Source organism: Streptomyces sp. NPDC040589 (assembly GCF_055594445.1).
Genome location: NZ_JBVIWP010000004.1, coordinates 139,377 through 161,099, shown reverse-complemented (window position 1 = coordinate 161,099; position 21,723 = coordinate 139,377). Strand labels below are relative to the sequence as shown.

Genomic DNA, 21,723 nt, shown 5'->3' with positions numbered 1-21,723 from the left:
GCGGCAGTCACTCAAGTCCCCTCTCGGTGAGGAGAGTTCATGCCGCGCCCGTTCCGTTTCGGAATCAACATGCTCACGGCCGCCCCTGGCGAGGAGTGGCGCGCCAAGTGCCGCCGGGCCGAGGAGCTCGGCTACGACGTGATCCTCGTCCCCGACCATCTGGGTATGCCCGCGCCCTTCCCCGCGCTGGTGGCGGCGGCCGAGGCGACCGAGCGGCCGAGGCTCGGCACGTTCACGCTCAACGCCGGTTTCTGGAACCCGGCGCTGCTGGCCCGCGAGGTGGCGACGACGGACGCGCTGACGGGCGGGCGCCTGGAGCTCGGGATAGGCACCGGCTACGCACGGGACGAGCACGAGTCGGCCGGGCTGCCGTTCGGTTCGCCGGGCGAGCGGGTGGACCATCTGCGGCGCACGGTAGAGGAGTTGGAGCGCCTGCTGGCCTCCGAGGAGCACCAGCCGCGGGCGGCGCAGCGGCCGCGGGTGCCGCTGCTGGTCGGCGGGAACGGCGACCGGATGCTGCGGCTGGCCGCCGAGCACGCCGACATAGCGGCGTTCACCGGTGCGCGCACGGCACCCGGCAGCACCACCGGGCAGTTGACGCCGATCAGCCCTGACGACCTCGAAGAGCGCGTGGCACGCTATCTGAAGTTCGCGGAGGGCCGCGCGGAACCGGCCGAGCTGAACCTGCTCGTGCAGGTGGTGATCGGCACCGAGGACCGCGAGGCCGCCGTCCAGCCGCTGCTGGACCGCGTACCGGGCCTGACGGCCGATGAGGTACTGGACCTTCCGGTGACCCTGGTCGGCACGACGGACGAGATCACCGCCCAGGTCCTGGCCCGGCGCGAGCGCTACGGCTTCACGTACCTGACCGTCCTGGAGCCGTACATGGAGGCGTTCGCGCCGGTCATCGAGCGGTTGCGCGGGGGTGGAGCCGGCTAGCGCGCCACGCGGTGGCGGAGGTAGACGACGCTCGAGCTGAAGGTGCGGGTCTCGACGAGTTCGAGATCCACCCGGCGCTCGTGCCGGGGGAAGAACGGGATGCCACCGCCGAGCAGCACCGGGTAGACCATGGCCCGGTACTCGTCGATCAGGCCCGCCCCGGCCGCCTCGGCGGCGAGCGTCGCGCCGCCGATCGCGATCTCGCCCTCCCCCGGCTCGGCCCGCAACCGCTCGATCTCCTCCGCCACGCCGCCGGAGGCCAGGCGGGCCTGGCCCTGCACCGTCGACAGCGTGGTGGAGAACACCACCTTGGGGAGCGGGTTCCAGAGCGCGGCCCACTCGAGCCCTGCGTCGTCGAGCGATGCATCCTGGTCGGCGGTCTCCCAGTACAGCATCGTTTCGTACAGCCGTCGTCCCAGCAGGTGGACGCCGACATCCCGGATCTCGTCGATCCAGAAGCGGAAGACATCCTCGCCGGGCACCGTCCAGTCGAACCCGCCGTCCGGGCCGACGATGTAGCCGTCGAGTGAGACGCTCATCGAATAGGTCACGCTGCGCATCAGCAGTCCTCCTCGGTAACGGGTTCGACAGGCGGTCGCCGATCGATGCATCCACCCTCAAAGCTTGAACACAAATTGCACACACCCTCTCTCCATACTGGCCCCGATGGTCTAGATTGACCGTGCTTCAGCTGTTCGGGCACGAGGCGACCCTTAATGATCAATAGGTCCAGCGCTGTATAGAGCCGGTGGGACGGGCGGGTCCGCTGCCGCCGGGGCGGGTTGTTCAGGCAGCCCTGCGAGCGCTGGGATGTCATGCGCACGACGAGGGAGGCGGGGGCCTCCCTGGGGGTGAACGGCGCGGGGGGCGGGGGCCTCCCGGAGGGGGAGGAACAGTGTCGGGCGAGCACGTCGAGCCACTGGGGACCGGGGGGGTTCTGTGCGGCAAGGGGGATTAGCCAGCCCGTATCCGTCAGCACGCGGGCGTCTGGCGGACGGGGCGATCGATCAGCCCGCGATCGACTGGGAGCAGCGGTACCGCCGTACCGTGATCACCACCGATACCGTGGCCACCGCCATCGTGGTGGCGGCGATCGGCAACTTCTTCGGGGCGCGGGACGCGGCCAACTGGCACGAGAAGTGGGGAATCCTCGCCTTCGGCACCGAGCTGCTGGTGCTGGGGGCGCTCGCGGTGGGCCGGGCGTGGGCGCCGGCCGTACTCGGCCAGGGCGCTGAGGAATTCCGCCGGCTCGGACGCTCGCTGTTCGCGGCGACCGTCGTACTGGCGCTCGGCGGCATCGCACTCACCTCGCGCAACATCAAGCTCTGGATCTTCGTCGCGATCCCCGCGATCGCGCTCGTCACCATGACCGCGCGGTATCTGCTGCGCCTCTGGCTGCACAAACAGCGCAATGAAGGCCGGTGCCTGAGACCGGTGCTCGCCGCCGGGAGCCCGGCCACCGTGCACGACCTGATCACCCGGACCCGTAAGTTCCCGCACCTCGGCTGGCGGGTGGACGCGGTGTGCACGACGGACGGTCTCGGGCCGGGCGGTGACCAGCTGGACGGAGTGCCGGTCGTCGGCCGGCTGGCGGACGTCGCGGGCCACGTCCGCCGCGACGGCTACCGGGTCGTGGCGATCACACCGGACCCGCACTGGTCGCCGGACCGGCTGCAGCGGCTGGCCTGGAACCTCGAGGGCAGCGACGCCGAGATGGTCGTGGCCCCCGTGCTGATGGAGGTGGCCGGCCCGCGGCTGCACGTCGACGCGGTGCTCGGGATCCCGTTGCTGCGGGTCAGCATGCCGACCTTCACCGGGGGCCGCCGGGCGGTCAAAGGGGTCGTCGACCGGATAGGCGCAACGATTCTGCTGATGTTGTTCGCGCCGCTGATGCTGGTCGTCGGGCTGCTCGTGCTGGTGGACAGCCGAGGCGGGGCGTTCTACCGCCAGCGCAGGGTCGGCAAGGACGGCCGCGAGTTCACCATTCTCAAGTTCCGCACCATGGTCGCCGGGGCTCACGGGGCACGTGCCGAGCTGGCCGACCGCAACGAGGGCGCCGGCCTGCTGTTCAAGCTCCACCAGGATCCGCGGGTGACCCGGGTGGGAGCGGTGCTGCGCCGGTACTCGCTCGACGAACTCCCGCAGCTCTTCAACGTGCTGACCGGATCGATGTCGCTCGTCGGTCCGCGGCCTCCGTTGCCGGAGGAGTCCGCCGCGTACGGCCCGGACATCCGGCGGCGGCTGCTCGTCAAGCCCGGACTCACCGGCCTGTGGCAGATCAGCGGACGCAGCGACCTGTCGTGGGAGGAGGCGGTCCGGCTGGACCTGCGGTACGTGGAGGACTGGTCGCTCGCCCTGGACACAGTGATCTTGTGGAAGACGCTGCGTGCGGTGCTCCACGGGCAGGGGGCGTACTGATGCGCGGGGGTCGTCGGAGGGCCGACGCGCGGACCGCAGGCCGTCAGGGCCTGCCTGGGGGGAGGAACGAGTCATGAGAGTCAGCGTTTTCGGGCTCGGCTACGTGGGCTGTGTGTCGGCCGCGTGCCTGGCCAGCATGGGTCACGAGGTCATCGGGGTGGACGTGAACCAGGTGAAGGTCGACCTGGTCAACGACGGCAAGGCCCCGGTGGTCGAGGAGCGGATCGGCGAGCTCATCGCCGAGGTCGTGCGGACCGGAGCGTTACGCGCCACCGGTGACGTCCGCGAGGCGATCATGGGCAGCGAGGTGTCGCTGGTCTGTGTGGGCACGCCGTCGGAGCCCAACGGCAGTCTGTGCACCACGTACTTGGAGCGGGTCACCGAGGAGATCGGCGCCGCGCTGGCCGAGCGCGGCGGGCGGCACACCGTGGTGTTCCGCAGCACCATGCTCCCGGGCACCTGCCTGAACCTGCTGGTGCCGATCCTGGAGAAGTCCGTCGGCGGTACCGCCGGAGTGGACATCGGGGTCGCGGTCAACCCGGAGTTCCTGCGCGAGGGCACGAGCGTGCGGGACTTCTTCGACCCGCCCAAGACCGTCATCGGCGAACTCGACCCGGCAAGCGGCGACGCGGTGGCGGCGCTGTACGACGGCTTGCCCGGCGAGGCGTTCCGGGTGCCGATCCCGACGGCCGAGGCGATCAAGTACGCGGACAACGCGTTCCACGGCCTCAAGATCGGCTTCGCGAACGAGCTGGGCGCGGTGTGCCAGGCACTCGGGGTGGACTCGCACCAGGTGATGGACGTGTTCCTGGCCGACCGCAAGCTGAACATCAGCCCCGCCTACCTGCGGCCCGGTTTCGCCTTCGGCGGCTCCTGCCTGCCCAAGGACCTGCGCAGCCTGGTCCACGCGGCGCAGCGGGCCGACGTCTCGGTGCCCATCCTCTCCCATGTGCTGCCCTCCAACTCCGACCATCTGCAACGCGCGGTGGACCTGGTCGAGCGCACCGGCAAACGCCGTGTGGGCCTGTTCGGGCTGTCCTTCAAACCCGGCACCGACGACCTCCGTGAGAGCCCGCTCGTCGAGATGGCGGAGAGGCTCTTCGGCAAGGGCTACGACCTCAAGATCTACGACGCCAATGTCAGCCTCTCCCGGCTGCTCGGCGCGAACCGCGAGTACATCGAGAGCCGGCTGCCGCACCTCGCGCAGCTGCTCGCGGACTCCGTCGACGAGGTGCTCGAGCACGCCGAGGTGTGCCTGGTCGGGACCAGGGATCCGGCCGTGCTGTCGGCGCTGCCCCATGGCGACGGCCCCGTGATCGTCGACCTCATCCGCCTTCCCGACGCCGAGGCGCGTCAGACCGAACCGGGGTACGTGGGCCTTGCTTGGTAACACATCGTTCGGTGAGACAGCCGGCGGCGATCGGTCGGACCGGCGCGCGCTGATCCTGGTGGAGAACCTGTCGGTGCCGTTCGACCGGCGGGTGTGGCAGGAGTGCACGACGCTGCGCGACGCGGGCTGGGAAGTGCACGTCATCTGTCCCCGGGGGGAGAAGCGGGACACGGAGCCGGAGGCGGAGATCGACGGGGTGCGGATCCACCGCTACCCGTTGCGCGCCGCCACCGGAGGGCCGGCCGGCTATCTGCGGGAGTACGGATCGGCGTTGTGGCATACGGTCCGGCTCGCCCGCAAGGTCGGCCCGGTCGACGTGGTCCACGCCTGCAACCCGCCCGACCTGCTGTTCCTGCCCGCACGGTGGATGAAGAGGCGCGGCGCGCGGTTCGTCTTCGACCAGCACGACCTGGTACCCGAGCTGTACCTCTCCCGGTTCGACCGCGGTGAAGACCTGCTCTACCGGGCCGTGTGCGCGCTGGAACGGCTGACCTACCGGGCCGCGGACGTCGTGCTCGCCACGAACGAGAGCTACCGGGACGTCGCGGTGCGCCGTGGCGGTCGGCGGCCGGAGGATGTCTTCGTGGTGCGCAGCGCGCCTGACATCGACCGGTTCCATCCCGTACCGCCCGAGCCGGAGCTGAAGCGCGGCAAGCCTCATCTGCTGTGCTACCTGGGCGTCATGGGCCCGCAGGACGGTGTCGACTACGCCTTGCGGGCGCTCGCGAAGCTGCGCGACGACCTCGGGCGGACCGACTGGCACGCGGTGTTCGTCGGAGCGGGCGACGCCTTCGACGCGATGGTGGAGCTGTCCCGGCGGCTCGGGCTCTCGGAGCAGGTGCAGTTCACCGGACGCATTCCGGACGCCGACCTGGTGCGCTACCTGTCCACCGCGGACGTGTGCCTCTCCCCCGACCCGCGCAATCCGCTCAACGACGTGTCGACCATGAACAAGGTTCTGGAATACATGGTGATGGGCCGGCCGATCGTCTCGTTCGACCTCCGGGAGGCGCGCGTCTCCGCCGGTGACGCCGCCGTCTACGCGCCCGCCGACGACGAGGCCGAGTTCGCCGGGCTCATCGCGCGGCTGCTGGACGATCCGGAGCAGCGGGCCCGGATGGGCAAGATCGGCCAGGAGCGGATCAGCGGGCCGCTCTCCTGGCGGAACTCGCAAGCGTCGCTGCTCGCCGCCTATGCCGCTGCCTGCCGTGATCAAGCTCCCGTGTCGAGAGCGACCCGTACCAGGCAGGGAAGAGGCCGCACTGTTGAGCGATGAAACGATACGCCTGGTCACGATCGGGCGGATTATCCGTCGGCGCGGGCGGCTTCTCATCATCCTCACGGTGGTGGGCGCGCTGGTCGGCTACGGCACCTCTCTGCTGTTTCCTCCGCGATACACGACATCGGCATCGGTGCTGCTGCCGGGGGCGTGGGAGGAGCGCGAGCTGCTGACCCAGACGGAGATCGCGAGCAGTTCGGTGGTGGTCGACCGCGCGGCCGCCGCGATCGGCTGGACCGGGGTCAGCGGCAGCGAACTGCGGGATCGGGTGAGCGCCCAGGCCGCCGACGGGAACATCATCAAGATCTCGGGCACGGCCGACACCCCGGAGCGCGCACAGCGGCTCTCCGACCAGGTGGCCCAGCAGTTCGTCGCGTTCGCCGCGCGGATCGCGGGCGACGACACCGACGCCGACGCGGCGGCGCGGCCCGAGGCACTGCGGCAGCTGGTGGTGCAGACCGGCCGCCGCATCACCGAGCTGGCCGATGCGGCCGATCCGGGGCGGACCGTGGAGAGCGTGCAGACCCGCACCGAACTCGCGAAGCTGCGCACCACGCTGCAGGAGGCCGTCAACAAGCTGGACGAGGCCGACCCGGCAGCCGACAAGGCCAACATGGTCCTCATGGGGCCGGCGGCCCGGCCGGCCGGCGAGGCACCGCCGACGAGGACGCAGCTCATCGTCGCCGGGGCGCTGCTGTTCTTCCTGCTCGCGATCATCGGCCATCTCACCGCCGCGCGGATGAGTCGCCGGCTGCGCACCGAACCGGAGATCGCCGCGGCACTGGGATCGGCGCTGCTGGGCACCGTCGACGTACCCGGTGAACAGCCCGCGCACCGGCGGGAAGACCGTGCCCCGCGGGCCCGGATCCGCCGGCTGCTGGGCGTCGACATCCGGTGGGACCTACCGAGTCCGCAGACGTCCGGCGACGACACCGGCAGGCAGATCCGCTACCGGCGGGTGTGCGCCCGCCTCCGGGAGCAACTGCCGGCCCCCCGGCGGCTCCTGGTCGTCGTCCCGGACGGCGACGAGATCGCCCGCCGGGCCGCCGGGCAGCTCGTCGCCGGGGCCGAGGGCGATCCGCTGCTGCGCGTGGTGGGGGTCTCGGTGTCCCGGCCGATGGTGCCGGACCGCGACAACGAGTCCGGGGCCCTGGTCGTGCTCAGCGCGGGCAGCTGGACCGCGGGGGAACTCGCCGGCATCGCCGAGGCGTGTGCGGACGCCCGGCACGAGGTCGTCGGCATCGTCCTCGCCTCCGGCACGGTCCGGGCCCGTCCGACGCGGTCTGCCGGCCGTCCTCGGGATGCCGCCACGCCGGCGCTCGCGGTCGGCGACAGCGCGGCGGGAGGTTCGAGGTGACGACGAGTACGACGTCGGAGTCGTCGGCCGCTCCGCTGCTGGACCTGCAGGCGCTGGTGGTCGCGGTGCGCAGGCGGCGCCGCCTCTGGGGCGCCATGGCGCTGCTGGGGCTGCTCGTCGGCGCGGCGGTGGCGATCCTCATGCCGCCACCGCCGACCGCGGTGACCAAGGTGCTGGTCGCGCATCAGGAGGACCAGCCGAACGACCCCGGAACACTGATCCGCACCGACGTCGAGCTGCTGCACACCACGCGGATCGCCGGCGAGGCCCTGAAGGCACTCAAGTCCCCCGAGAAACCGGAGGACTTCATGCGGGACTACGGGGGCATCGGCTTGACCAACAACCTGCTGCAGATCACCGCGACAGGTGACAGCGACACGGAAGCGGTGGCCCGCGCCAAGGCGCTGGCCGACGCGTTCGTCGCGGACCATGTGAGACGGATACGGGAAGCCGCGAACGCCGAGGCCAAGACCCTGCTCGACCAGCGTGACCGCATGCGGGACGAACTCGCCCAGGTCAACAAGGCGATCGGAGACGGACCGCCGCAGGGCGACCCGCAGGCGTCGGCGGACATGGAGTCGCTCTTCGCCCGCCGGGCCGAACTCACCTCGCGGATCACCGACTTCGGCCAGCGCGCCGCGGAGGCCCGCATCGGCACGCCCCAGCTCATCGCCGGCACACAGATCGTGGACGCCCCGCACGCGGTACGGCACTCCCTGCCCAGGACCGCTGCCACCAACGCCGCCCTCGGGCTCGTCCTCGGGCTCGTCCTCGGGCTCGCGGTGGCCGCGGTCGGCACGGTGGTGGCGGACCGCCCCGTGCTGCGCCGGGAGATCGCGGCGAACCTCGGCGCCTCGGTCATCGCGGAGCTGCCCCACCGGCCGGCCGGGCTGTGGCGGCGCCGACGGATCCGGGCGGCACGGACCAGGCTCAGCACGTTCCTGGCCCGCACCGTGCGCGGCTCCGCGGAACCGGTGTCGCTGCTGGAACTGGGCTGTGCGCGCGGCACGAGCGTGATCGCCCTGGACCTCGCCGGGACACTGGCGGCGGAGGGCCCGGTGGTCATCGTCGATGGTCTGCCCGGCCGACAGCTGGCCAACCGCCGTCCGAAGCCGGGAGACCCGACCGTGGTCGGCGGTGAGCGGGCCGAGGACGTGTCACCTCAGGAGCGCCGGTTCGGCGTCGGCTCGGTGGCGCCCGGCACGGCGTGGACCGACCTCCAGTACCTCGGCACCCGGACCGTGCTCGTCGTGCGGGCAGGGCACGGCAGCGCGGCATGGCTGCACACCGTGGCACGGCAGCTCGCGGACCAGCGCATCGCGGTGATCGGTGTGGTGCTGATCGACCCCGATCCGCGTGACCGGACCGACGGCACGCTGTGGGACGGGCCGCAGACCGCGCTGCGCGGCCGGACCGAGCGGCCTGCCCGGCAGAACGGTGGGGGTACCTCCCACGCCGTTCAGGCAGTGGGGGAGGGCCGGCGGCGGGCAGAGCCGGCGATGTGGGCCGCACGGGTCCCGGACAACGACCAGGAGGCGCGGTAGCACATGTGTGGCATCGCAGGTACATACCGTTGGCCGGACGGGAAGGTCGTGACCGACCGGCTCACCGACACCCTCGCCCACCGCGGTCCGGACGGGGCGGGCCGGTACAGCCACCCCGCCGGTGACGCCGAAGTGCACCTCGGGCACCGCCGGCTGGCCATCATCGACCTGTCCGAGACCGGCGCCCAGCCGATGGTCTCGGGCGGCCTCGTCCTGACGTACAACGGCGAGCTCTACAACGCGCCCGAGCTGCGTGCCGAACTGGCAGCGGCCGGGGTGCGCTTCCGCGGTACCTCGGACACCGAGGTGGTGCTGGAGGCCTGGCGGCGCTGGGGCACCGACTGCCTGCCCCGGCTGCGCGGCATGTTCGCGTTCGGGATCTTCGACGAACGCACCGGTGAACTGGTGCTCGTCCGCGACCAGTTGGGCATCAAGCCGCTGTTCCTGCTCCGGCGCGGCGAGGGGCTGGTGTTCGCCTCCGAGCTCAAGGCGCTGGCCGCCGCGACCGGCGGGGCGCTGGAGGTGGACCATGGGGCGCTGGTGGCCTCGCTCCTCTACTACTGGGTGCCGGACTCGCGGTGCGCGTTCCGTGAGGCGGAGAAGCTGCCGCCGGGGAGCTGGCTCAGGTGCCGTCCCGACGGCCGGGTGGAGCGCGGCCGGTACTGGAACCTGAAGGACGTCGCCGCCGAGGGCCGGGAGCGGGCCCGCAGCGGTGAGCTGCCGGACCTGGCCGCCATCGTCGAGGAGTCGACCCGGCGCCATCTGCTCTCCGACGTACCCGTGGCGACGTTCCTCTCCGGCGGGCTCGACTCCAGCTATCTGACCGCGCTGGCGGCCCGTCACCAGCCCGGGATCTCCGCGTACACGATCGGTTTCCGCGCCGAGGACGCCAAGTTCGAGGCGATGCCTGACGATCTGCGCTACGCGCGGCAGGTCGCCGAGCGGTTCGGCGTCGACCTGCACGAGATCGAGATCGCGCCGAACGTGCTCGACCTGCTGCCGCAGATGACGTACAGCCTGGACGAGCCGATCGGGGACCCCGCGGCGATCAACACATATCTGATCTGCCAGGCCGCCCGGGAGGCCGGGGTCAAGGTGATGCTGTCCGGGATGGGCGCCGACGAGTTGTTCGCCGGCTACCGCAAGCACCTCGCGAACCTGCTCGCGCTGCGCTACCAGCGCGTTCCGCGGCCGCTGCGGCGCGGGGTGTCCGCGGCCGTGGACCGGCTGCCGGTCGCCACGGCCCGCCGGGGGTACCGGTCGGTGCGGTTCGCCAAGCGGTTCCTGTCCTTCGCCGATCTGCCGGAGGAGACCGCGTTCCGGCGCAGCTACACCATGTACGACCAGGACGAGTTGCTCGCGCTGGTCGATCCGGATCTGGCCGGGACGGTCGAGGACGTGCTGACCGAGCACGCGGACGTCTACCAGGACAACGACCTGGACGACTTCGTCAACCGGATGTGCCTGGGCGACGCCCGGATGTTCCTGCCGGGCCTCAACCTCGCCTACACCGACCGCTCCAGCATGGCCGCGTCGACCGAGGTGCGGGTGCCGTACGTGGACGTCGAGGTGGTGCGGGCGGCGTTCGCGGTGCCCGGCGACCGGAAGATCGTCGGGCGGCAGGGGAAGGCCGTGCTCAAGGAGGCGGCCGGCTCGGTCCTGCCCCGGGAGATCGTCTACCGGCCGAAGGGACTGTTCAGCGCCCCGCTGCGGGCCTGGATGAGCCGGGATCTCGCGCCGCTGGTGCGCGAGGTGGTCGAGGACGGGGTGCTCGTCAGCTCCGGGCTCCTGCGGCGCGACGCGCTGGCGCGCATGGTCGCCGAGGACGCCGCCGGGCAGCGGGACTTCTCCAAGCATCTGTGGCATGTGCTGACCCTCGAGTACTGGTATCGCGACGCGACCTCTGGGTCCGGTCAGAGCGCTCGGTCAACGGCTTAGGAATTCAGAGGAGTTCGGGTGAAGCAGGTTGTTCAGAACTACAAGAGCGGCGAGCTGGCGGTGCTCGACGTGCCGGTGCCGGGGTGCAAGCCGGGCGGTGTGCTGGTCCGTACCGCCTACTCGCTGATCTCCACCGGGACCGAGATGATGAAGGTCTCCGAGGCCGGCATGTCGATGCTCGGCAAGGCCCGCTCCCGGCCGGACCAGGTGGCCAAGGTCATGCAGAGCGTGGCCACCAACGGGGTGCCCGCCACCTACCGCAAGGTGATGGGCAAGCTGGACTCCTACACGCCGCTGGGCTACTCGCTGTGCGGGGTGGTCGAGCAGGTAGGCGCCGGGATCGACGATGTGAAGGTCGGCGACCTCGTGGCCTGCGCCGGCAACGAGCACGCGTTGCACGCCGAGTTGAACTGGGTGCCGAAGAACCTCTACACCCCGGTGCCGGACGGCCTCGCGCCGCGGCACGCGGCCTTCGGCACCGTCGGTTCGATCGCGATGCAGGGCGTCCGCCAGGGCGAGCCGCAGCTCGGCGAGGTGGCGCTGGTCATCGGCCTCGGGCTGATCGGACAGCTGGTGGCGCAGTTGCTCACCGCCTCGGGAGTCCGCGTCGTCGGGGCCGACCCCGACCCGGTGCGCTGCGAACTCGCCGCGCGCCTGGGCGCCGCGGCCTGCGGCGATCCCGCGTCCGCGGCCGTGGAAGCCGCCGTCGCCGAACTCACCGGCGGTCACGGCGTGGACCAGGTGTATCTGGCCGCCGGCGGCGGCAGCAACCAGCCCGTCGAGCTGGCCGCCCGCTTGTGCCGGGACCGCGGCCGGGTCGTCGACATCGGCAAGTGCCGCCTGGACCTGCCGTGGAACGCGTACTACGAGAAAGAGCTCGACGTCCGGTTCTCGCGCTCGTACGGCCCCGGGCGCTACGACCCGGAGTACGAACTGGAGGGGCGCGACTACCCGATCGGCTACGTGCGCTGGACCGAGCGCCGCAACCTGGCGTGCTTCCTCGATCTCGTCGCCCGCCGCCGCGTCGACGTGGAGCCGCTGGTCTCCCACGTCGCGGACTTCGACGACGCCGTGGAGACGTACCAGAGCCTGAAGGACGGCGAGTTGAAGGCCGTGGCCGTGCTGTTCCGGTACCCCGAGCAGCACGAGGAGGCGGCGGAGGCCTCGGCGGTGACCGTGCCCGCGGTGCGGCGCGGCGACAAGGCGTCCGCCCCGGCCCGGTCCGCCAGGACGCCGGTGCGCCTGGCGTTCGTCGGCGCGGGAAACTACGCGACGTCGATGCTGCTGCCGCACCTGGCGGGGCGCGAAGGCGTCGAGTTGTCGACCGTCGTCACCACGACGGCGCTGTCCGCGGCCAACGCGCAGCGGAAGTTCGGCTTCGCCGAGGCGACCACCGATATCGACGCCGTGCTCGGCGACAAGTCCGTCGACGCGGTGTTCGTGGTCACCCGGCACAGCTCGCACGCCGAACTGACCCGAAGGGCGCTGCTGGCCGGCAAGGCCGTGTTCGTGGAGAAGCCGTTGGCACTCACCGAGGACGAGCTGGCCGGTGTGCTCGCGGCGGTGGAGGAGTCCGGCAACGACCGGCTGCAGGTGGGCTTCAACCGCCGGTTCGCGCCGCTGCTGCAGGAGGCCAAGGAGCGGTTCGGCGCCCGGACCGGGCCGGCGAGCCTGCGCTACCTGGTCAACGCGGGCCGGCTGCAGCACAGCAGCTGGTACCTCCAGCAGGGCACCGAGGGCTCGCGGTTCGCCGGGGAGGGCGGACACTTCATCGACACGGCGAGCTGGCTGCTCGGGGCCGACCCGGAGTCGGTGTACGCGGTCGCCACGCCCGGCGGCGAGGACCTGCAGGTCGTGCTGCGCTACCCGGACGGGTCCACCGCCACCATCAGTTACGTCACCACCGGCGCGCCCGGCTTCCCCAAGGAGACGCTGGACCTCGTCGCGGACGGCAAGGTGCTGCGCCTCGACGACTTCGTCCGTGCCTCGGTCCACAGCCGCAAGCGGTGGGTCAGTTCGCGGCTGCCCAAGGCCCGGGACAAGGGGCAGAACGCCGAGCTGGCCGCGTTCGTCAAGGCCGTGCGGACCGGCGGGCCGATGCCGGTGCCGCTGGAGTCGCTGGTCGCCACCACGTCGGCCACCCTCGCCGTGCGGGCCGGCCTGTCCGGCGGCGCGCCGGTGACGCTGGCGAGGGCGCTGTGAGCATGAGCGCGGGCTGGTACTTACGGCGGCTGTCCCGGATGGGACCACGGGAGGTCGGCGGCCGGGCGGGCGACGCGGTGCGCAGACGGCTGTGGCGGTCGGCGCGGCCGGACTGCCCGGGCGTGAGGGGTGCCCGCTTCACCGCGGTACTGCCCGCCGGGACGATCACCGCGATACCTCCGGACGCCGCGAAGCGTCTCGTCGCCGAGGCGGACCGGCTGATGTACGGGCACGCCGAGTATTTCGGCGTGGTCCGCGACGACCTGGACGACCCGGACTGGTGGTACGACCCGAAGACCGGGCGCCGGGCGCCGTGGGGCTACGCCTTCGACGTGCCCTACCGGAACGAGGACGCGGTCGGGGACATCAAGCAGATCTGGGAGCTGTCCCGGCACCAGTACCTCACCGTGCTCGCCGCCGCCTACGCGATCACCGGGAACGAGCGGTACGCCGAGCGAGTGGCCGCGCACCTGCGGTCCTGGTGGACGGCCAACCCACCGCTGCGCGGAGTGCACTGGATCAGCGGCATCGAGCTGGGGATCCGGCTGCTGTCGTGGGTGTGGATCCGCCGGCTGCTCGACGGCTGGCCGGGCGTGGCCGGGCTGTTCGAGGGCAACCCGGTGGCGCTGAACCAGATCTGGCACCACCAGCGCTGGCTGGCCGCGTTCCCCAGCCGGGGGTCCTCGGCGAACAACCACGTCATCGCCGAGGCCGCCGGGCAGTTCGCAGCGGCCTGCGCGTTCGGGTGGTTCCCCTCCTCGACACGTTGGCGAGCCGACGCGCTGCGGTCGCTGGAGCGGCATCTGCGCGGCAACACCTTCGGATCCGGCCTCAACCGCGAGCTGGCCACCGAGTATCACGGACTGGTGCTGGAGCTCGGCCTGGCCGCGGTGGCCGAGGCGGATGCCGCCGGTGTGCCGGTCCCCGCGTCGATCCGGCTGGTGCTGCTGCGGATGACCGACGCGCTCGCGGCCGTCGTGGACAACCGGTTACGGCCGCCGCGCCAGGGGGACGCGGACGACGGGCACGGTCTGGTCGTGGACGGCCCGGGCACCGACCGCTGGGCCTCGCTGCTGGCCACCGGGGACGCCGTGTTCGGCCGGCTGGCCTGGTGGCCGGCGGTGACCGGCACCGATGTGCGCACCCCGCTTCTTGCCGCGCTCATCAGGCCGTACGCGACGGAGGGAACCGCACGCCCGGCGAGCAGACCGGCGCATTTCGCCGACGCGGGCATGACCATCCTGCGCGGTCCGGCCCCGCGTGGTCAGGGGGAGATCTGGTGCCGCTGCGACGGTGGTCCGCACGGGTTCCTGTCCATCGCCGCGCACGCCCACGCGGACGCGCTGTCCGTGGAGGTCCGGCACGACGGGGTCGACGTGCTCGCCGACCCGGGGACGTACTGCTACCACGGGCAGCCCGAGTGGCGGCAGTACTTCCGGTCGACGCTCGGCCACAACACCCTGCAGCTGGACGGCGTTGACCAGTCCGTCTCAGGCGGCCCGTTCCTGTGGACGCGGCAGGCCCGCAGCCGCGTCCTGGTCACGGACACAGCCGACGACTCCAACGGGGGGACGGCCCGCTGGAGCGCCGAGCACGACGGCTACCAGCGCTTCGTGCACCGCCGCCGGGTGGAACTGACGGCCGAGAGCCAGGAGCTGAGGGTGGTCGACGAGGTCCGCGGCGATCGCGGGGCCGTGCGCCTCGCGTTCCACCTCGGCCCGGCGATCACCGCGGACCTGGTGGGCAACCGGGCCGTGCTCACCTGGACCCGGGACGGCGAGGACCGCTCCGCGGTGCTCGACCTGCCCGGGCAGCTGTCCTGGCGGGCCCATCGCGGCGAGAGCGACCCGCCGCTGGGCTGGTACTCCGCCGGCTTCGGGCGCAAGGAGCCTTCCACCACGCTCGTCGGCACCGGCTTCACCGACGGCGCGGAGGGGTTCACCACCGTGCTCGAGTTCCGCGGCTAGGGGGGCGCGTGGGGATCAAGTGGCGGCACCAGGCGTTGGCGGCGGTACCGCTGGCGCTGGCCCTGCTGGCGGCGACCGGCTGTGAGAGCACGCCGGGCGCGCGGCCGAAGCCGACCGCCGCGCCGTCCACGTCCGTGGCCCGGGTGTGCGCCGAGCCCGCGGCCGGACCGGCGAAGGCACCGGCGGGCGCGGTGACGGTCGACCCCGCGGTGGCCGGTGACCTGGCCACGAAGACCAAGAGCAGCCCCCCGAACACCACCTTCTGGCTCCGACCGGGCCGGCACAGGCTCGAGCCGGAACGCTACGCCCAGGTCGTCCCCAAGAAGGGGAGCACCTACCTCGGCGCGCCGGGCGCGGTGCTCGACGGCCGCAAGACCAACCAGTACGCCTTCGGCGGTACCGCCCGCGACGTCACCATCCGCCACCTGACCGTGCAGGGTTTCGTCGCACCGCACAACGAGGGCGTGGTGAACCATGACTCGGCCGACGGGTGGGTGATCGAGCACGCGACGATCCAGAACAACTCCGGCGCCGGGCTGATGGCCGGTGCCCGCCAGCGGGTCCGCGCCAGTTGCCTGCGCGGCAACGGCCAGTACGGCATGAACGCGTACAAGGCCACCGGCCGGATCAGCGGCCTGGTGGTCGAGGGCAACGAGATCGTGGGCAACAACACCGACGACTGGGAGCGGCGGCGGCAGGGCTGCGGCTGCACCGGAGGCGTCAAGTTCTGGGCCGTCGACGGCGCCGACATACGCGGCAACTGGGTGCACGACAACCGCGGCGCCGGGCTGTGGGCGGACACCAACAACAACGACTTCCGCGTCGAGGACAACGTGCTCGAGGCCAACGACGGGGCCGCGCTGATCTACGAGACCAGCTACAACGCGGTCATCCGGAAGAACACGATCCGGCGGAACAACCGGGTCGAGGGCCGCCGGTACGCCGACCGCGGGGACACCTTCCCGTTCGCGACCGTCTACCTGTCCGAGTCCGGGGGCGAACCACGGATCCGAGCCCGCACGGACAAGATCGAGATCTATCGGAACGTGCTGGAGAACAACTGGTCCGGGATCACCCTGTGGGAGAACGCCGACCGGTTCTGCAACAGCCCGGCCAACACCTCTTCCGGTGACTGCACGTTGCTGGTGAAGGACACCGACCGCTGCGCGCGTCCGGCGATCGCCACCGCACCGCTCTACGCCGACTGCCGGTGGAAGACCCAGCGGGTGGACATCCACCACAACCGCTTCGTACTGGACACGTCCGTCGTCGAGTGCACGGTCAAGTGCGACCGCATGGCGGTGCTGGCCAACTACGGCACCTATCCGGACTGGTCGCCCTACCAGGGCGAGCGGGTGGCCGAGGCGATCACCCGCGAGCAGCACAACCGCTGGCACGACAACGTCTACCTCGGACCGTGGAAGTTCGTCGCCCACGACCCGAGCCGGGTGCTCGACTTCGTGCAGTGGCAGGGCACGCCGTACCGGCAGGACGCGGGCAGCACCTTCGGCGCACGGGACGGTGGTTGAGATCGGCCCGGACCGCACAGACCACACGTCGAAGATCGTCGGTACGGCCTGGGGGCTGCTGATCCTCAACACGCTCGGCTCCGCCGGGGCGAAGACCATCGTCCCGCTGCCCCGCTCCCTCATCCAGATGGTCACCATGGGCGCGCTGGTCGCCGCGTTCGCGCTGGCGCTCGCCGTCAATCTCCGGCTGCGCATCCGGGCCAGTGCCTTCGTGTTCCTGCTCACCCTGCTCCTGGTGCCGAGCGTGATCTCCAGCGCGGACCTGGAGTCCGGGTTCGGCGCGCTGTTCCGCTGCGCCCGGCTGGCCCTCTTCATCGGCACGCTGTGGCTCCTCAGCCGCTGGTGGGACGGCGGCCTGACGTTCGTCCGGCACCACATCCGGATGTACTTCGTGGTCCTCGGGTCAGTGGCCGCCGGCCTGGTCATCTCACCGGGCGCCGCCCTGCCCGAGCTCTACGGCGGGCGGCTGGTCGGCGCGTTGTGGCCGCTCACCCCGCCGCAGATCGGACAGTACGCCGCGGTGATCATCGGGCTCACCGTGCTGCTCGTTCTGGGCCGCCGGACCGACCGGCGCGGCGCGGCGGTGGTCATCGTGCCGGCGTTCGTCCTGCTCGCGCTGACCCATACCCGGACGGCCACGCTCGGCCTGTTCATCGGGCTGGCGTTGGCGATCGGCTCGCTCGTCCTGACCAGTGCCGTCGCACGCCGGTTCTTCGCCTGGGCGGTGCTGTGCGCGGCCGTGGCAGCGGTGGGGTTCGGCTCCCTGCTGCAGGCCTGGTTCCTGCGCGGACAGAGCCAGGAGAACTTCACCAGCCTCACCGGCCGGGCCAAGGTCTGGGACGCCCTGCTGGCAGCGCCCCGGTCGACCTCGGAGTACCTGTTGGGCTCGGGCCTGGGCGACAAGTCGTTCGGCGGGCTGCCGATCGACAACAGCTGGCTGGCCGTCTACCACGAGCAGGGGCTGACCGGCGTCGCCCTGGTGGCGGCGATCATCATCGTGCTGGGCGGCGTCGCGCTGCTGCGGCCACCGTCGCTGTCGAGGGCCTGCGCGATCTTCCTGATCAGCTACTGCGCGATCGCGTCGTACACCGAGGCCGGGCTGGGCGACGCCTCGCCGTATCTGCTGCATCTGGCCGTGGCCGCCTCGCTGCTGGCGGCTCCCGCCGAGGCCGCTCCCCTCGCGACGCCAGACGTCCCTCGACGACACATCCCGCGCTGGGCCCAGAGATCGGAGGTGAGCTGACCATGCATGTCCTCGTGGTGCACAACCGCTACGCCTCGGCGCAGCCGAGCGGGGAGAACAAGGTCGTCGACCAGGAAGTGGCCCTGCTGCGCGAGGCCGGCCACCGGGTCGGAATGTTCGAGCGGCGCAGCGACGACATCGCCGCCCGGTCCCTGCTGAGCAAGGCCGCGCTGCCGCTCCTCGTGCCGTGGAACCCGGCGGTCCGCACCGAACTCGCCGCCCGGCTGCGCACCGAGCGGCCGGACGTGGTGCACGTCCACAACGTCTTCCCGCTCCTGTCACCCGCCGTGCTGGCCGCCTGCGCCGACGCCGGGGTGCCCGCCGTCGCCACGCTGCACAACTACACCCAGGTCTGCCCGCCCGGCACGCTGCAACGGGACGGCCGGCCGTGCGCCGATTGCGTCGGGTCGACGCCGCTGCCCGCCGTCCGGCACGGCTGCTACCGCAACTCCCGGCTGGCGACGGTGCCGCTCGCGGTCAGCCTGTCGGTCAACCGGCGGCGGTGGTGGTCCGGCGTGGAGCGGTTCTTCTGTATCTCCGCGGCGCAGCGCGACGTCCTGGTGCGCGCCGGCATGCCGGCCGAGCGGCTGGCGGTGAAGCACAACTTCGTGCCCGACCCGGGCGCCGTCCGAGCGGGCCCCGGCGAGCATCTGCTCTACCTCGGCCGGCTCGCGGAGGCCAAGGGCGTGCGGCTGCTCATGGCCGCGTGGGACGAGATCGCCGCGGGCGGCGGTGTGGGCGCGCCGCTCGTGATCGCCGGCACGGGACCGCTGGAGCGAGAGGTGACGGCCTGGGCGGCGGGCCGGGACGACGTGCGCTACGTCGGCCTGTTGGACCCGGCCGAGTGCCGGCAGGCCGTCACGCGGTCGGTCGCCGTGGTGGCTCCCTCGACATGGCTGGAGGCGTTCGGCCTGGTGGTCGTGGAGGCGATGGCGGCGGGGGTCCCGACCGTCGCCGCCGGTCACGGCGCCTTCGTCGAACTCGTCGAGGACGGGGTGACCGGGCTGCTGCACCGGCCGGGCGACCCCGCCTCGCTCGCGTCCCGCATCCGCCGGATCGCGGCCGAGCCGGCCCTGGGCCGGGAGATGGGCCAGGCGGCCCGGCGCCGTTACGAGCAGGGCTTCAGCCCGGCCGTCGGCCTGGAGCGCCTGGTGGAGGGGTACCGCACCGCGATCGCGGGGCGGTCGGAATCAATCGGGGACCGAATCAATGGGGGGCAGTAAATGACACGATGCAGACTCTGCGGCTCGGCGGCGCTGGCCAGCGTCGTCGATCTGGGGGCGACCCCGCCGTGCGAGAGCTTTCTCGCCGCGGACCAACTGGACCGGCCGGAGCCCGCGTACCCGCTGCACCTGCGGGTCTGCACCGACTGCTGGCTGGCGCAGATCCCTCCGCTGATCACGCCGGAGGAGACGTTCAAGGAGTACGCGTACTTCTCCTCCTACTCCACCTCATGGGTGGAGCACGCGCGCACCTTCGTCGCCGACGCCGTTCAGCGGCTGGACCTGGGCCCCGACGCCTTCGTGGTCGAGGTCGCGAGCAACGACGGGTACCTGCTGAGGCATGTGGTGGACCGGGGGATCCGCTGCCTGGGCATCGAGCCGTCGGTGAACGTCGGGGCCGCGGCGCGGGACGCGGGTGTGCCCACGCTCACCGAGTTCCTGGACCCGGAGACCGGCTCGGCCGTCCGCGCCGAGCACGGCCCGGCGAACCTGGTCGTGGCCAACAACGTGTACGCGCACATCCCCGACGTCGTCGGGTTCACCCAGGGGCTGCGCGCCCTGGTCGCCGACGACGGCTGGGTCTCCATCGAGGTGCAGCACCTGCTGACGCTGATCGAGGAGAACCAGTACGACACGATCTACCACGAGCACTTCCAGTACTACACGGTCGCGTCCGCGATCCGGGCGCTCGCGAGCGGCGGACTCACGCTCGTGGACGTCGAGTTGCTGCCCACGCACGGCGGCTCCATCCGGCTGTGGGCCCGGCCGGCCGAGGTGGCCGGCGAGCCGGCCAATGGGGTATCCCCTGCTTGGGGAAGGGTGACCGACGTGCTGGCCCGGGAGAAGGCGGCCGGGCTGCAGGAGCTGTCCGGGTACACCGAGTTCTCCGCCCGGGTGGCCAAGGTGCGCCGGGACCTGCTGCGGTTCCTCATCGAGGCGGCCGAGCGCGGCGAGACGGTCGTCGGCTACGGCGCCCCGGGCAAGGGCAACACCCTGCTCAACCACTGCGGCATCCGGCCCGACCTGCTCCCGTACACGGTCGACCGCAACCCGTACAAGCACGGCAGGTTCACCCCGGGCACCCGCATCCCGATCCTGCCGCCGGAGCAGATAGCCGCCGACAAGCCGGACTACGTCCTCGTCCTCCCGTGGAACCTGCGGGACGAGCTGGTCGAGCAACTGTCCTTCGTGCACGAGTGGGGCGGCCGCCTGGTCTTTCCCATCCCGGAACTGAGCATTGTCGAGGTCAAGGCATGAAGGTCGTTCTGTTCTGCGGCGGTTACGGAATGCGGATGCGGAGCGGTGCCGCGGACGACGTGCCCAAGCCCATGGCGATGGTCGGCCCGCGACCGCTGATCTGGCACGTCATGCGCTATTACGCGCACTTCGGGCACAAGGAGTTCATCCTGTGCCTCGGGTACGGGGCCCATCACATCAAGGACTTCTTCCTCAACTACGAGGAGACCACGTCCAACGACTTCGTGCTGCGGGACGGGCGGACCGAGTTGCTGTCCACCGACATCGCCGACTGGACGATCACGTTCGCGCAGACCGGCATCGAGTCGCCGATCGGGGAGCGGCTGCGCCGGGTGCGGCACCACCTGGACGGCGACGAGATGTTCCTCGCCAACTACGCCGACGTGCTCACCGATGCCCCGCTGCCGGAGATGATCGACCGGTTCGCCCGGCGCGACGCCGGCGCGTCGATGATGGTGGTGCCGCCGCAGTCCTCGTTCCACTGCGTGGACCTGGGCGAGGACGGCCTGGTGGGGGGCATCACCGCGGTGAGCGACATGCCGCTGTGGGAGAACGGCGGCTACTTCGTGCTCCGCCAGGAGGTCTTCGACCACATCCCGGAGAACGGGGACCTGGTCGCCGACGGATGCGCCCAGCTGGCCAAGCGGGGAAGGCTGGTGGCGCACCAGCACCGCGGCTTCTGGAAGCCGACCGACACCGTGAAGGAGCGGGCCGCGCTCGACGACGCCTACGCCCGGGGCGACCGGCCGTGGGCCGTGTGGGAACGGGACACCGCCGGAGCGCGGGCGTGATCCGGCTCGGGGCCGGGTCCCTGGACCGGATCGTCGCGGTGGGCGCGCACTGCGACGACATCGCCATCGGCGCCGGCGGCACGCTGCTGACGCTGTGCCGCGCCCGGCCGGGTATCCGTGTCGACGCGCTGGTGCTCTCGGGCGGTGGCGGCGAGCGGGAGCAGGAGGAGCGGGCCGCGCTCGCCGCCTTCTGCCCCGGCGCCGACCTGCGGCTGACCGTGCTCAAGCTGCCGGACGGCCGGATGCCCGCGCACTGGGAGGAGGCCAAGGCCGCCGTCGAGGAACTGCGCGAGCGGACCGAGCCGGATCTGGTCCTCGCGCCGCGTACCGATGACGCGCACCAGGACCACCGCGGCCTGGCGCAGCTGCTGCCCACGGCGTTCCGCGACCACCTCGTGCTCGGCTACGAGATCGTCAAGTGGGACGGCGACCTCGGCCGTCCCGCGGCGTACCAGCCGCTGTCGCCGGAGACCGCCGAACGGAAGGTGCGGCTGCTGCAGGAGCACTACCCCTCGCAGCGGCACCGGCCCTGGTACGACCGGGAGGCCTTCCTCGGTCTCGCACGGATCCGCGGCATCGAATGCCATGAGCGCTACGCCGAGGCGTTCGCCGTCACCAAACTCACTCTCGACCTGGGGGAATGAAC

Annotated in this window: 15 protein-coding genes and 1 pseudogene; 15 read left to right on the top strand and 1 reads right to left on the bottom strand. The window is 71.7% G+C overall.

Annotated elements, in window-relative coordinates; all coding sequences use genetic code 11:
• Positions 1-39: 39 nt before the first annotated feature.
• The gene (locus ACZ58V_RS18615) at positions 40-939 is read left to right on the top strand and encodes an LLM class F420-dependent oxidoreductase (protein WP_471290879.1); all 900 of its coding nucleotides are present in this window, start codon (positions 40-42) and stop codon (positions 937-939) included.
• Here the strand turns inward: ACZ58V_RS18615 and ACZ58V_RS18610 are convergent.
• Complete coding sequence (locus tag ACZ58V_RS18610; protein ID WP_468188574.1) at positions 936-1,499, bottom strand: dihydrofolate reductase family protein; 564 nt, start codon at positions 1,497-1,499, stop codon at positions 936-938. The genes ACZ58V_RS18615 and ACZ58V_RS18610 overlap by 4 nt on opposite strands.
• A gap of 379 nt (positions 1,500-1,878) precedes the next feature.
• Between ACZ58V_RS18610 and ACZ58V_RS18605 the strand changes: the two genes are divergently transcribed.
• The 14 genes and pseudogenes from ACZ58V_RS18605 (at position 1,879) to ACZ58V_RS18540 (ending at position 21,721) form a co-directional block, all read left to right on the top strand.
• Entirely contained in the window at positions 1,879-3,357 is a 1,479-nt protein-coding gene (locus tag ACZ58V_RS18605) for a sugar transferase (protein WP_471290877.1), read from the top strand.
• A 73-nt stretch (positions 3,358-3,430) separates the two neighbouring features.
• Positions 3,431-4,747, top strand: coding sequence for a nucleotide sugar dehydrogenase (locus ACZ58V_RS18600; RefSeq protein WP_468188570.1), 1,317 nt, complete (start codon positions 3,431-3,433; stop codon positions 4,745-4,747).
• Positions 4,737-6,016 (top strand): annotated as a pseudogene (locus ACZ58V_RS18595) (glycosyltransferase family 4 protein). Before ACZ58V_RS18600 ends, ACZ58V_RS18595 begins: the two are co-directional and overlap by 11 nt.
• On the top strand, positions 6,013-7,383 hold the full coding sequence (locus tag ACZ58V_RS18590; RefSeq protein ID WP_471290875.1) for a Wzz/FepE/Etk N-terminal domain-containing protein: 1,371 nt from the start codon (positions 6,013-6,015) through the stop codon (positions 7,381-7,383). Before ACZ58V_RS18595 ends, ACZ58V_RS18590 begins: the two are co-directional and overlap by 4 nt.
• Positions 7,380-8,927, top strand: coding sequence for a Wzz/FepE/Etk N-terminal domain-containing protein (locus ACZ58V_RS18585; RefSeq protein ID WP_471290873.1), 1,548 nt, complete (start codon positions 7,380-7,382; stop codon positions 8,925-8,927). The genes ACZ58V_RS18590 and ACZ58V_RS18585 overlap by 4 nt, the downstream gene beginning before the upstream one ends.
• Before the next feature lie 3 nt (positions 8,928-8,930).
• Positions 8,931-10,865, top strand: coding sequence for an asparagine synthase (glutamine-hydrolyzing) (gene asnB / locus ACZ58V_RS18580; RefSeq protein ID WP_471290871.1), 1,935 nt, complete (start codon positions 8,931-8,933; stop codon positions 10,863-10,865).
• A gap of 18 nt (positions 10,866-10,883) precedes the next feature.
• Positions 10,884-13,067, top strand: a complete 2,184-nt coding sequence (locus tag ACZ58V_RS18575) for a bi-domain-containing oxidoreductase (protein ID WP_471290869.1) — start codon at positions 10,884-10,886, stop codon at positions 13,065-13,067.
• Complete coding sequence (locus ACZ58V_RS18570; RefSeq protein ID WP_471290867.1) at positions 13,064-15,034, top strand: heparinase II/III family protein; 1,971 nt, start codon at positions 13,064-13,066, stop codon at positions 15,032-15,034. The genes ACZ58V_RS18575 and ACZ58V_RS18570 overlap by 4 nt, the downstream gene beginning before the upstream one ends.
• Positions 15,035-15,042: 8 nt before the next feature.
• On the top strand, positions 15,043-16,563 hold the full coding sequence (locus ACZ58V_RS18565; protein WP_471290865.1) for a right-handed parallel beta-helix repeat-containing protein: 1,521 nt from the start codon (positions 15,043-15,045) through the stop codon (positions 16,561-16,563).
• Positions 16,556-17,806 (top strand): O-antigen ligase domain-containing protein, encoded by a 1,251-nt coding sequence (locus ACZ58V_RS18560; RefSeq protein ID WP_471290864.1) that lies wholly within the window; start codon positions 16,556-16,558, stop codon positions 17,804-17,806. The genes ACZ58V_RS18565 and ACZ58V_RS18560 overlap by 8 nt, the downstream gene beginning before the upstream one ends.
• A 2-nt stretch (positions 17,807-17,808) precedes the next feature.
• Positions 17,809-19,029 carry a glycosyltransferase gene (locus tag ACZ58V_RS18555; RefSeq protein WP_471290862.1) on the top strand — a complete coding sequence of 407 codons (1,221 nt, stop codon included), beginning with the start codon at positions 17,809-17,811 and terminating at the stop codon, positions 19,027-19,029.
• Positions 19,030-20,286 carry a class I SAM-dependent methyltransferase gene (locus ACZ58V_RS18550; protein WP_471290860.1) on the top strand — a complete coding sequence of 419 codons (1,257 nt, stop codon included), beginning with the start codon at positions 19,030-19,032 and terminating at the stop codon, positions 20,284-20,286.
• Entirely contained in the window at positions 20,283-21,077 is a 795-nt protein-coding gene (locus ACZ58V_RS18545) for a glycosyltransferase family protein (protein WP_468188550.1), read from the top strand. Before ACZ58V_RS18550 ends, ACZ58V_RS18545 begins: the two co-directional genes overlap by 4 nt.
• A complete protein-coding gene (locus ACZ58V_RS18540) occupies positions 21,074-21,721 on the top strand; it encodes a PIG-L deacetylase family protein (protein ID WP_468188548.1) in 648 nt (215 codons plus the stop codon). Before ACZ58V_RS18545 ends, ACZ58V_RS18540 begins: the two co-directional genes overlap by 4 nt.
• Positions 21,722-21,723 lie beyond the last annotated feature (2 nt).